The organism is Alistipes sp. Marseille-P5061 (assembly GCF_900290115.1).
Classification (GTDB): Bacteria; Bacteroidota; Bacteroidia; order Bacteroidales; family Rikenellaceae; genus Alistipes; species Alistipes excrementigallinarum.
Genome location: NZ_LT985748.1, coordinates 496,679 through 509,219, shown reverse-complemented (window position 1 = coordinate 509,219; position 12,541 = coordinate 496,679). Strand labels below are relative to the sequence as shown.

Below are 12,541 nucleotides of genomic sequence, written 5' to 3'. Positions count from 1 at the left end.
TCCGGGTTATTGGGCTGCCGTGCGAATCCGGTAGCTGCTTACCGGGGTGGTGCGGGTTCCCGTATCGCTGTCGTATCCGAAGATGAAGTAGGTGTACTCCGTGTCGGCCTGAAGACCCGAGAAGGGTTCGTCCAGAATGCCGTAGTGGATGTAGAGCGAGATGTACCACGCCTCGTCAATCATCTTCCGGGTGATTTCCTCCTCCGTGAGCCCTTCGTAGTCGGACGACAGTTTCAGGTCGGAGAAGTACCGCATCTGCTTGTCGGCCGGGATGACGTGGATGTCGGCCGAATCGGAGGTGAGGTTCGAGTGCGAAATCTTGAAGAGCTGGCTCGGGTCCTCCCATTCGGGCGAGGTGAAGGTGAGCGTAAAGGGCTTGGTGGTCGGCATGTCGTGCTCGTAGCCGAAGGCTATGGCCGTATATTCGGTCCCGGGCGAGAGCTCCGCGTCGAAGTCCAGCGTTCCGCAGTCGACAAAGGCCAATGCGTAGCCCGGCAGCGAGAGGGCCTTCTCAATCATCGCGTCGTCGTCGAGTCCGGCGAATTCGGCCGAGGGTGCCACGTAGGAGAAGTAGTAGGCCTCGTCGTTGGTCGGGGTGAAGGTTACGGTGGCGGTGTCGGAGGTGAGGTTCGAGACCTTGATGTCGATTCCGAGTTCGGGAACGTCGAGGTGGCCCGAGCGGAACTCGTTTCGGAAGAGCCCCGTGGTAACCTGCATCGAACCGTATTCGAATCCGAAGGCGAAGGCAACGTAGTCCATGTCGGGGTAGAGGTCCTGACGGTAGGCCTCGTCGCCCGAGGTGAGGTAGAAGCTCAGCAGTCCGCTCGCCTTGGCGTTGGCTACGGCCCGGGCGATGAACTCTTCGTCCGTGAGCCCCTCGAATTGGTGAGCCGGCTCGACCGAATAGAAATAGGTGGCGTTCTTGTCCGAAGGGATGAATGCAACCTGTGCCGTCTCGGGGGTGATGTCCTCGACGGTGATTTCCACGGTGAGCTCCGAGAACTCGCGGGCGCTCTTGAAGACCTTGCGCGAGAGCGAGGTGAAGGCCTGTTGCGACTCGGCGTCGTATCCGAAGGCGAAGAGCAGGTATTCGGTATCGGGCGTCAGCATGTCGAAGGTGCGGGTGGCGTCGCCCTTCAGCAGCGATGTGCCGTCGATGCCCTCCTTGACCAGCTCCTCGACCAGCTTTTTGAGGCACTCCTCGTCGCCCAGCTCGAGGTATGCGGCAGCCGGACGCAGCAGTGCGGCATATTCGATGTCGCCGTCCTGCGGTGCGAACGACGCCTCGACCGAGGTGGTTTCAATCGTTCCGAGCGTGATGGCTATCTGGGGCGTCTCGTTGCTCAGCGTGCGGAAGGATTTGCGCACCAGGTTCGAGGTCACCGTGCCGTCGTTGCGCATGCCGTACCCGTAGACGCAGTAGGCCGAGTTGGGGGAGAGTGCCCCCGAGGTGGTGACGGTCGTCCCCTTGTCGAGCCGCAGGTCGAGGTATTCGCTCAGCGTGAATCCGAGCGTGCGGGCCTCCTCCTCGAAGAAGGCGCGGTCGGCGGCGCGGATTTCCTCGTCGGAGCGGCCGTCGACCTGGTCGGCCGAGCTGATTCTCAGGTAGTAGGTCTCCTCGGTCTGCGTCGACGAACTTTCGACCTGCACGCCGATGTCGCTGATGTGCAGAATCTTGATGCTGAGCACATCCTCCAGCCTCCGTTCGCCGGTCGTGAGTGTGATTTCGCTCCATTCCGACGGCAGCAGGCTCTTGTTTTCGGCCGCCGGGCAGGCTCTGACGCGGAGCGTATAGGATGTCGAGGGGGTAAGGTCCGAGGCGAAGAAACTGTGGTTGGTCGTCTCACCGCTGGTGCCGTTGAACTCCCACTCGTAGTGCGCGGCCCGTTCGACCGCCTCCCAGCGCACTTCGAGCGAGGAGTTGGTCGTCTCCCCGGCCGTGAGCACCGGGGCCTTGAGTGCCGTGGGGTCGGGTTCGTCGCTCTTTTCGCACGACGGGGCAGCCAGCATCAGCATCGGCAGCGACAACAGGAATACACTCCGATACGTCAGGGTACGGAGAATTTCTTTGAAAAAGGTTTTCATAGGTTGTTTTTAAGGGTTTATGGGTGAAATCAAATATAGACAAAAAAATTGCTTCGATGCATCACCGGACCTTTCAGCCTATTTTCCCCTCTTTATCGGCATAAAAAATCCCTGCCAGAGACTCTCTGACAGGGACTGCATTTGGCGGGAAGAGTATGGGCTACTTCTTCTGGGCCATGTAGTTCTTCACATAGTGGTGGTGCGAACCGAAGCGCTCGAATGCGGCGCGGTCGAGCTCCTCCTGGGCCGAGGGGTGTGCCACCGAGATAATCAGGCGGGCACGCTCCTGGAGCGTCTTGCCGTAGAGGTCCACGGCACCGTTCTCGGTGACGAACCAGTGGATGTGGTTGCGCGTGGTAACCACACCGGCACCCGGCGTCAGCACGGGGGCAATCTTCGAAACACCCTTGTTCGTAATCGAAGGCATGGCGATGATGGCCTTGCCGCCCTTCGAGAGCGAGGCTCCGTAGACGAAGTCAATCTGACCGCCGACGCCCGAATAGAACTTCGTGCCCAGCGAGTCGGCGCATACCTGACCCGTAAGGTCAACCTGCAGCGCCGAGTTGATGGCCGTCACGCGGTCGTTCTTGGCGATGATGTAGGGGTCGTTCGTGTAGCCGACGTCCATCATCAGCACGCCCGGGTTGTCGTCGATGAAGTCGTAGACGCGCTGCGAACCCATCAGGAAGGTCGATACCATCTTGCCCTTGTCGATGTTCTTAGCCTCGCCGTTGATGACACCCTTCTCAACCAGCGGCAGTACGCCGTCGGCGAACATCTCGGTGTGGATACCGAGGTCCTTGTGGTTGCCCAACTGTGCCAGCACGGCGTTGGGAATGGCGCCGATACCCATCTGCAGCGTAGCGCCGTCCTCGATGAGCGCAGCGCAGTGCTTGCCGATGGCCGTCTCAATCTCGTTGGGCTCGGTGAAGTGTGCCTCCATGAGCGGCGTGTCGTCCTGAACGAAGAGGTCGATTTTCGAGACGTGAATCATCGCGTCACCGAAGGCGCGGGGAACGTGCTTGTTCACGACGGCAATGACGTGCTCGGCCGTCTCGACGGCAGCCAGCGTGGCGTCGACCGACGTGCCCAGCGATACGTAGCCGTGCTTGTCGGGGGCCGAGACCTGAATCATGGCCACGTTGCAGGGAACCACTCCCGAACGGTAGAGACGCTGCGTCTCGCTCAGGAAGATGGGAATGTAGTCGGCATAGCCGCTCTGGGTCACCTTGCGGACGTTGCCGCCTACGAAGAACGAATCGAGCTGGAAGACCCCCTCGAACTTCGGGTCGGCATAGGGTGCCGGGCCCTCGGTGTGCAGGTGGTGGATGTGTACATCCTTCAGCTCGCCCGCCTCGCCGCGTGCGCACATGGCGTTGATGAGGCACTGGGGTGCCGATGCTACGGAGCTCAGGTGGACGTGGTCGCCCGACTTGATGACCTTGACGGCCTCCTCCGGTGTCGTGAATTTGATTTGGGTGTTCATTGTGTGTGTAAATTTTTGGTATTAGGCCTTTAGTTTTGGTTGTTGCCGTTTCCGGGGTGCGGTTCCCGCCGGCGCTGTGCCGCTCCGATGCCCGCTGCACATGCTTGCGGAGTCGGGCGGGGGAGCGCTCTGCGCCGGGTCGGTGCCGCTATTCTCTCTACACGGGTTACTTGGTCCGTTTTACCTCGACCTGCTCGTATCCCTCGATGATGTCGCCAATCTTGACGTCGTTGAACGATTCGATGTTCAGACCGCAGTCCTGACCCGAGGTGACCTCCTTGACGTCGTCCTTGAAGCGCTTGAGCGAACCCAGCTTGCCGGTGTAGATGACGATACCGTCGCGGATGACACGAATCGGGGTGTTGCGCGTGAGCTTGCCTTCGCGGACGATGCAGCCCGCAACGGTGCCCACCTTCGAAATCTTGAAAATCTCCATCACCTCGACCGAAGCCACAATCTCCTCCTTCATCACCGGCTCGAGCATGCCCTCGATGGCATCCTTGATGTCGTTGATGGCGTCGTAGATAATCGAGTAGAGGCGGATTTCAATCTCCTCGCTCTCGGCCAGTTTGCGGGCGGCGGCCGACGGACGCACCTGGAAGCCGACGATGATGGCGTTCGAGGCGGCGGCCAGCAGCACGTCGGACTCCGAAATCTGACCCACGGCGGCGTGGATGACGTTCACCTGGACGCTCTCCTTCGAGAGCTTGATGAGCGAACCCGACATCGCCTCGACCGAACCGTCCACGTCGCCCTTGACGATGATGTTCAGCTCCTTGAACGAGCCGATGGCGATGCGGCGGCCGATTTCGTCGAGCGTCACGTGCTTCTGGGTCATGATGCCCTGCATGCGCTGCAGCTGCTCGCGCTTGTTGGCGATTTCGCGGGCCGAACGGTCGTCGTCCATCACGTTGAATGAGTCACCGGCCTGCGGCGCGCCGTTCAGACCGAGCACCTGGACCGGCGTCGAGGGACCGGCCTCGGTCACCTTCTTGCCGTTCTCGTTGAACATCGCCTTGACACGGCCCGTGTAGGTTCCCGACAGGATGACGTCGCCCACGTGGAGCGTACCGCCCTGCACGAGCACCGTCGAGACGTAGCCGCGCCCCTTGTCGAGCGTCGACTCGATGACCGTACCGACCGCCTTCTTGTTGGGGTTGGCCCTCAGGTTGAGCATCTCGGCCTCGAGCAGCACCTTCTCGAGCAGCTTGTCGAGGTTGATGCCCTTCTTGGCCGAAATCTCCTGGTCCTGATACTTGCCGCCCCACGACTCGACCAGGTAGTTCATCTGGGCGAGCTGCTCCTTGATGTGGTCGGGGTTGGCACCCGGCTTGTCGATTTTGTTGATGGCAAAGACCATCGGCACACCGGCCGCCTGGGCATGGTTGATGGCCTCGATGGTCTGCGGCATGACGTTGTCGTCGGCCGCCACGATGATGATGGCGACGTCGGTCACGGCGGCGCCGCGGGCACGCATGGCGGTGAAGGCCTCGTGACCCGGCGTATCGAGGAAGGTAATCTTCTGTCCGTTGAGCTCCACGCTGTAGGCACCGATGTGCTGCGTGATACCGCCCGCCTCGCCTTCGATGACGTTCGTCTTGCGGATGTTGTCCAGCAGCGAGGTCTTACCGTGGTCGACGTGACCCATCACCGTCACGATGGGCGGACGCGGAACGAGGTCCTCCTCCTTGTCCTCGTCGTTGTGGATGGCCTCCTGAATCTCTACCGATACGAACTCGACCTTGAAGCCGAACTCCTCGGCGACGACCACCAGCGCCTCGGCGTCGAGCCGCTGGTTGATGGATACCATCAGACCCAGGTTCATGCAGGCGGTGATGACCTCCGTAGGCGATACGTTCATCATCGTGGCCAGCTCGCTCACGGTGACGAACTCTGTCACCTTCAGCGTCGAACGTTCCTGTTCCTCGCGTTCGAACTCCTCGTTCATGCGCTCGGCGACCGCCTCGCGCTTGTCCTTGCGGTATTTTGCGCTCTTGCTCTTGGCACCCTTGGCCGTCAGTCGGGCCAGCGTATCCTTGACCTGCTTCGATACCTCCTCGTCGCTCACTTCGGGACGGACGATGGGTTTCGGAGCCTTGTTGTTCTTGTTCTTGTTGCGGCGGCCTTCGCCCGGCTTGGGCTGATTCTGCTGGTTCTGCTGGCCGCCCGGACGGTTCTGGCCGCCCTGACCGTTGCCGCCCCTGTTACCCTGGGCATTGCCGCTCTTCTGGGCGCTCTTCGTCACGTCGACCTTCTCCTTCTGCAGGCGCTTGCGCTTGTGGCGTCCGCCCGGAACGAAGCCCGAGACATCCATCGTGCCGAGCACCTGAGGTCCGGCCAGCGGCGTGATGGTCGGACGGAAAACGTTGTCCTTCGGAGCCTCGGCCGGAGCCGCTTCGGCAGCCTTGGGCGCCGTTTCGGCCGGCTGGGCTGCCGGCGTTGCTACGGCGGGGCGGGGTGTTTCGACCGCCTTGGGTGCCGTTTCAGCGGCGGGGGCAGGGGCCGGTGCCGCAGCCTCGCTCTTCTCAACCTTCGGCTCGGCGGCGGGTGCGGCCGGCTGTGCGGGAGCGGCCGGTTTCGGCGCCTCGGCCTTCGGCTCGGCGGTCTGTACGGGACGGTTTGCGGCAGCGGCAGCCGTTGCCGCGCCTTGTGCAGGCTCGGTATGGGCGACCTGAGCCTTCGGTTTGGGATTCAGGTCGATTTTGCCGAGGAACTTGGGCTGCGGAATCTCATCCTTCACGCTGATGACGTGGCTCTTGATGACCACCTCCTTCTCCTCCTCGCGCTCCTTCTGCTTGGCCGCCTCCAGAGTCACGGTGCCCTGTTTCATCGAAATCCGTTCGCGGACACTTTCACGGGCGTTGCCGGCGTTGCGGTTGGCGCCGAACTCCTTCTCCAGCACGGCATAGGTCTCCGCGTCGACCAGCGTATTGGGCGACCCGTCGCTTTTGATGCCCTTCTTCTGCAGGAAGTCCGTGATGGTGTTGAGCCCCACCTTGAACTCCTTTGCAACCTGAATGAGCCTTAATTTTCTTTCGTTACCCATAATATCTCTTCTCTCCTTTCTTGCTTTAAGTTACTCTTCGAATTCGGCCTTGAGAATCTCGACGACCTTCTGTGCCTGCTCCAGTTCGAGGTCGGCGCGGTTGGCAATCTCCTCGACGGGGAGCTCCAGCACGCTCTTGGCCGTATCGCAGCCGGCGGCCTTCAGCGCGTCGATAATCCATCCGTCGATTTCGTCGGCGAATTCCGTGAGGGCGACGTCCTCCTCCTCGACTTCGCGGTAGACGTCGATGTCGTAACCCGTGAGCATCTTCGAAAGGCGGATGTTCAGACCGCCCTTGCCGATGGCCAGCGAGACCTGGTCGGGCTTGAGGTATACCGAAGCGGTCTTCTTCTCCTCGTCGATGGTAATCGATGAAATCTTGGCGGGGTTGAGTGCGCGCTGAATCATCAGCTGCGGGTTGGAGGTGTAGTTCACCACGTCGATGTTCTCGTTGCGCAGCTCCTTGACAATCGAGTAGATGCGCGAGCCCTTCATGCCGACGCATGCGCCCACGGGGTCGATGCGTTCGTCGTAGGACTCGACGGCCACCTTGGCGCGCTCGCCGGGGATGCGGACAATCTTCTTGATGGTAATCAGACCGTCGAAGATTTCGGGCACCTCCTGCTCGAAGAGCCGCTCGAGGAACTGGGGCGCCGTGCGCGAAAGGATGATGCGCGGCTGATTGTTGTTCATCTCCACGCTCTTGACAATGGCCTTGATGGTGTCACCCTTGCGGTAGAAGTCGTTGGGAATCTGCTCGGCCTTCGGGAGGATGAGCTCGTTCTCCTCGTCGTCGAGGACCAGCACCTCCTTCTTCCATACCTGGTAGACCTCGCCCGTGACGATTTCGCCCACCTTCTCCGAATACTTCTCGTAGAGGTTGGCCTTCTCGAGGTCGAGGATGCGCGAGGCCAGATTCTGACGGAGCGAGAGCACCGTACGGCGGCCGAACGACGAGAGCTTGATTTCGTCGGCATACTCGTCGCCGATTTCGTAGGTCGGGTCGATGGCCTTGACCTCCGAGACGGCAATCTGCATGTTGGGGTTCTCCACGGCGCCGTCCTCGACGACGGTGCGGTTGCGCCAGATTTCGAGGTCGCCCTTTTCGGGGTTGATGATGACGTCGAAATTCTCGTCGGTTTCATACTGCTTCTGCAGCGCGTGGCGGAAGACGTCCTCCAGCACGCCAATCATCGTGCTCTTGTCGATGTTCTTCAACTCCTTGAACTCGGCAAAGTTGCTGATAAGGTTGAGATTGTCCATTGTCGTTCTATGTTTTTTTGTTTTGTTTCCGATTTAGTCTTCATCCGCCTCAATCCGTCTCATGGAGGCGCGGCGGCTCCGGCGCTATTTGAAATCGAGATACTCCTTGGTGTATTTGACCTCGGTGAAGGGGTAGGTGCGGCTCACCGTGACGCTCTGCTTGCGCTTCTTGCCCTCGACGGCCTGCTTCTCCTCGTAGGAGAGGGTGATGCCCTGGTCGTCGGCGGCGTCGAGCCGTGCAAGAATCTTCGTGCCGTTGAGCAGCAGCACCTCGACCGAGCGGCCGATGAGCTTGCGGTACTGGCGCAGCTGTTTGAGCTCCGAGCCGATGCCGGCCGAAGCGACCGTGAGCGAGAAATCCTCGTTGTCGCGGTCGAGCACCTCCTCGATGGCGCGGTTCAGGTCGGCACAGGTGTCGATGTCGACCGACGTGTCGCTGTCGATGAGCAGTTCGATGTCGTTGCCCGCCGTGCAGGTGCAGCTCACCACGAACATGTCCGTTCCAGCGAGCCGGCTCTCGGCCAGTGCGATGATTTTCTGAGTATCTATCATAGTCTCTTGTTGTGCTTCGTTCGGTTTCGGTTTTTCCGCCGGTCTCCCGGTCCATCGGTCTTCCAGCCCCCGGTCCATCGGCCCTTCGGTCTTGCGGTCCTTTGTTCCCCCTGTTTCTCTCGCCCCCCCCTGGCTCCCGTGCTCGCATCCTCCTCCTTGTTCGCTCCGGCCTTGCCCGCTCGGCCTTCTCATTTTTTGTCCGTGCCTGCGGACGCCTCATCGGCCGTTGGGCGGTGGCCCTTTTTCGGGGCGAAAGCCCGGATGGGGTGGGGTATTACTACGAAATAAGGGGACTTTTGCGTCCCCTTACTGCGTGCATTCGTCTTTCGACAATGCAAATATAGGATTAATTTCCGAAGAAACCAACACTTTCTTCGAAAAAACCGTGCAAACTATGCTTTTTCCGCATCGGCCGCATAGGGCTTGATGATTCCGCGCTGCGACGAGCGGATGAATTGCAGCAGTGCGTCGCGGTCGTCGCTCTGGGGAATCTGACGCTCCACCTCCTCGCAGCCGGCCAGATAGTTCAACCCGCTCTGGAAGAGGATGCGGCAGGCGTCGTGGATTTCGCCGATGCGCTGCGGCGTGAATCCGCGGCGCGAGAGACCAATCTTGTTGATGCCGGCGAAGCGCAGCGTATCGTTGCGGACGATGACGTAGGGCGGAATGTCCTTGCCTACCAGCGCGCCGCCCTGGACCATCGCATGGGTGCCGATGCGCACCCACTGGTGTACGGCCACGTGGCCGCCGATAACGCACCAGTCACCCACCTCGACCTCGCCGGCCAGCGAAACGCGGTTGGCGATGACGCAGTGATTGCCCACCACGTCGTCGTGGGCGATGTGCACGTAGGCCATGATGAGGTTGTGGTCACCCACGACGGTCTTGCCGCGCGAGGCGGTGCCGCGGCTGATGGTCACATACTCACGGATGTCGTTGTAGTCGCCGATTTCAGCGGTCGTGACCTCTCCGGCGAACTTCAGGTCCTGCGGCAGGCAGGCAATCGAAGCGGCCGTATGGATTTTGCACCCCTTGCCGATGCGGGCGCCGTCGTGAATCACGGCGCCGGGGCCAATCCAGCAGTCATCGCCGATGACCACGTCGCCGGCAATGCAGGCAAAGGGCTCGACGGTGACGTTGGCACCGAGTTTTGCGTCGGGATGTACGTATGCTAACTTGCTAATCATATATAGGAATATCGTCGTTTGTCCGGCAGCGCATGGAGGCCGGGTGACGGCAGAGGGCCTCCCGCAGCAACCGGCTGCAGAAGGCCCCTCCGTACGGGTTTTACTTCTTGTTCTTGACAATCTGGGCCATCAGCGTAGCCTCGCAGGCGAGCGTCTCGCCGACGAAGGCCTTGGCCTCGACCAGAGCGACACCCCGGCGGATGGGCTCGAGCAGATGGATTTCGAACTGCAGCGTATCGCCGGGAACGACCTTGTGCTTGAACTTCGCGCCGTCAATCTTCATGAAATAGGTCGAGTAGTTCTCCGGGTCGGGAACGCTGCGCAGCACCATGATGCCGCTGCACTGGGCCATCGCCTCGACAATCAGCACGCCTGGCATGACGGGCTCCTCGGGGAAGTGTCCCACGAAGAAGGGCTCGTTCATCGTGACGTTCTTGATACCGGCCACCGACGTGCTGTCGCAGTGGAAGATGCGGTCGATGAGCAGGAAGGGGGGACGGTGGGGCAGCATGCGGCGGATGTCGTTGATGTCGTAGAGCGCCGGCTTGCGGCAGTCGTAGTAGTAACGCGGCTTCTCGCCCGCCTTGCGGATGGTGTGCTTGAGCTGGCGCATGAACTCCGTGTTGGCGAAGTGGCCCGGGCGGGTGGCCCATACGCGACCCTTGATGCGCTGGCCCAGCAGGGCGAAGTCGCCCAGCAGGTCGAGCAGCTTGTGGCGTGCCAGCTCGTTGTTGAAGCGCAGCTCGAGGTTGTTCAGATAGCCCCCCGTGATGCGGATATCGGGTTTGTTGAAGATTTTCTTGAGGTGCTCCAGCTGCTCGTCGGGTACGGGATTCTCCACCACGACGATGGCATTGTCCAGGTCGCCGCCCTTGATGAGGTTCATCTTCATCAGCGGCTCGAGCTCGTGCAGGAAGACGAAGGTGCGGCAGGGGGCGATTTTGGCCGTGTAGTCGTCACCGGGGTTGAAGGTGGCGTACTGGTTGCCGATGATTTTCGAGTTGTAGTCGACGTGGAGCGATACGGAGAATTCGTCGTCGGGGAAGAGGATGATGGCCACGCCCTTCTCGGGAATCGTGTAGACCATCTTCTCGGTCACCTGGAAGTATTTGCGTTCCGCCTCCTGCTCCTCGAGGCCCGTCTGGCTGATGGCCTGTGCGTATTCGCGTGCCGAGCCATCCATGATGGGGGTCTCCGGGGCGTCGATGTCGATGACGGCATTGTCCACACCCAGTGTCCAGAGGGCCGACATGACGTGCTCGATGGTGCTGACCCGGTTGCCGGCATGCTCGATGGTCGTGCCGCGCGAGGTATCCACTACGTAGTCGCAGAGCGCCGGAATCTCGGGGCAGCCCTCGAGGTCGATGCGCCGGAATACGATGCCGCGGTCGGCCTGAGCGGGACGGATGGTCATGTTCACGCTGACGCCGGTATGTAAGCCCTTTCCCGAAAAGGAGATGGGAGCCTTGAGCGTTTGTTGTTTGGTAGACATAGGCGGTGAATTTGTTGTATATTTGCGCGCAAATATATTAATTTTTCGTTAAAAAGCGTTATTTTTGCGGACAAATTTCAGCACAGCGAATGACTCCCAGCCGACAGAATAATCCGGTCGAACCCTCCTCCGGTCGTGAAGCCGCCCCCGCTCCGGAGCGCGGAAAGGGTCCCGCCGGACGGCGTCCCCGGCTCAACCTGCCCTTCGACAACCGGCGCGAGGATGCGGGGTCGTGGGCCTACGACCATCGCGTGGGTCTGTGCGTGACGCTCATCGCCTATCTGGTGGTGATGATTGTCTTTGTCAGCTCGAAAATCGTCATCGGACAGCGTGCCCAGACGCAGGGGATGTTCATCGACCTGCAGACGCTTTCCGAGCTGGAGGAGCAGCGCGAGCAGCTCGAGGAGGAGGTGCGCCAGCGGCAGCAGGATGCGGCCGACTGGGCGAGCATCCGCAACCGCATGTCGAACGAGAATGCCGCGGAAGGGGAACTGCGCGACGACCGCGGCACCGACATGCGTGCGCTCGACGAGGCGGCCTCCGACGCCGAGGAGCGGCTGCGGGCCAACCGCGAGGCCTACGAGCAGGGGCTGGCCGAGGAGCGGGCCATCCGCGAGCGGCGGGGCGGCGGCAAAACGGGCGAGAGCAGCGACGTGAAGGTCAAGGGACGCGTGACGGTCTCCTTCTCGCTGAAGAATCCCGTGCGGACGAAGCGCTACCTCGAGGTGCCGGCCTACCGGTGCGAGGGCGGCGGCGAGGTGGTGGTCGAAATCACGGTCAACCGGGCCGGAGAGGTGACGGCCGCCCGTGTGCGGTCGGGCGGTGACGCCTGCATGCGCGAGATGGCCGAACGTGCCGCGCGCAACTCGCTCTTCAACATCGACGACTCGGCTCCCGCACGTCAGACGGGAACCATCACCTACATCTTCATTCCCCAGTAGCATATCCGGTCCGGGCTTTGCCGCGCAGGGTGTGTCTTGGCATGCCCCGGCGAGCAGCATGCCCTGGCGTGTCCGGAAATATTCCGGCATGCGGGGCGGTGCGCTCCGCACGAACTGTTCGACGGTTTGCGCCCTCTTTTCTTGTCGCCTTTCGCTATCCCGGCTCTCGTTTGCTGTTTGCGAAGGCAGCTTCGGCCGGGCGTTTCACAGGCGGGAATCTCTCCGCAGCGAGACGCCGCTCTCTGCTGCAGGCGGATGAGGACCGCCTTTTCCATTTTTCCCGATTGCTCTCCCATTTTTCGCCAACGACGGGCTTTTTCGGAGCGGGAGCAGCCTCTGGCGGATAATTTTTCCTATCTTTGTAACGTTCCGATGATGCGGTTCCGTCGGGAAGCCGGTCCGGGTGCCTCTTTGTCGGAGGAACCTTCGTCTTGCACCCGGTTGCGCCTCCGCATCGGCGGAGCTGTCTGCGCCGGCTGTGGGACGGCG

The 12,541-nt window shown here is 61.2% G+C and carries 8 protein-coding genes; 1 reads left to right on the top strand and 7 read right to left on the bottom strand.

Features of this window, described 5'->3' with window-relative positions; all coding sequences use genetic code 11:
• Positions 1 to 6: 6 nt before the first annotated feature.
• From C8267_RS02010 to C8267_RS01980, 7 genes are all read right to left on the bottom strand, one after another.
• Entirely contained in the window at positions 7 to 2,085 is a 2,079-nt protein-coding gene (locus C8267_RS02010) for a fibronectin type III domain-containing protein (protein WP_158699664.1), read from the bottom strand.
• A 160-nt stretch (positions 2,086 to 2,245) separates the two neighbouring features.
• Positions 2,246 to 3,571 carry an acetyl-CoA hydrolase/transferase family protein gene (locus tag C8267_RS02005; RefSeq protein ID WP_106633460.1) on the bottom strand — a complete coding sequence of 442 codons (1,326 nt, stop codon included), beginning with the start codon at positions 3,569 to 3,571 and terminating at the stop codon, positions 2,246 to 2,248.
• A 166-nt stretch (positions 3,572 to 3,737) separates the two neighbouring features.
• Entirely contained in the window at positions 3,738 to 6,617 is a 2,880-nt protein-coding gene (infB, locus tag C8267_RS02000; protein WP_106633459.1) for a translation initiation factor IF-2, read from the bottom strand.
• Between the two features lie 30 nt (positions 6,618 to 6,647).
• Positions 6,648 to 7,880 (bottom strand): transcription termination factor NusA, encoded by a 1,233-nt coding sequence (gene nusA, locus C8267_RS01995; RefSeq protein WP_087360702.1) that lies wholly within the window; start codon positions 7,878 to 7,880, stop codon positions 6,648 to 6,650.
• An 84-nt stretch (positions 7,881 to 7,964) separates the two neighbouring features.
• Complete coding sequence (gene rimP / locus C8267_RS01990) at positions 7,965 to 8,432, bottom strand: ribosome assembly cofactor RimP (protein ID WP_087360700.1); 468 nt, start codon at positions 8,430 to 8,432, stop codon at positions 7,965 to 7,967.
• Positions 8,433 to 8,824: 392 nt separating this feature from the next.
• Entirely contained in the window at positions 8,825 to 9,619 is a 795-nt protein-coding gene (lpxA, locus tag C8267_RS01985; RefSeq protein WP_106633458.1) for an acyl-ACP--UDP-N-acetylglucosamine O-acyltransferase, read from the bottom strand.
• A gap of 100 nt (positions 9,620 to 9,719) precedes the next feature.
• Positions 9,720 to 11,111 carry a bifunctional UDP-3-O-[3-hydroxymyristoyl] N-acetylglucosamine deacetylase/3-hydroxyacyl-ACP dehydratase gene (locus C8267_RS01980; RefSeq protein ID WP_087360696.1) on the bottom strand — a complete coding sequence of 464 codons (1,392 nt, stop codon included), beginning with the start codon at positions 11,109 to 11,111 and terminating at the stop codon, positions 9,720 to 9,722.
• Positions 11,112 to 11,200: 89 nt separating this feature from the next.
• Between C8267_RS01980 and C8267_RS01975 the strand changes: the two genes are divergently transcribed.
• Positions 11,201 to 12,052 carry an energy transducer TonB family protein gene (locus tag C8267_RS01975; RefSeq protein ID WP_234025655.1) on the top strand — a complete coding sequence of 284 codons (852 nt, stop codon included), beginning with the start codon at positions 11,201 to 11,203 and terminating at the stop codon, positions 12,050 to 12,052.
• The last annotated feature ends 489 nt before the right edge of the window (positions 12,053 to 12,541 follow it).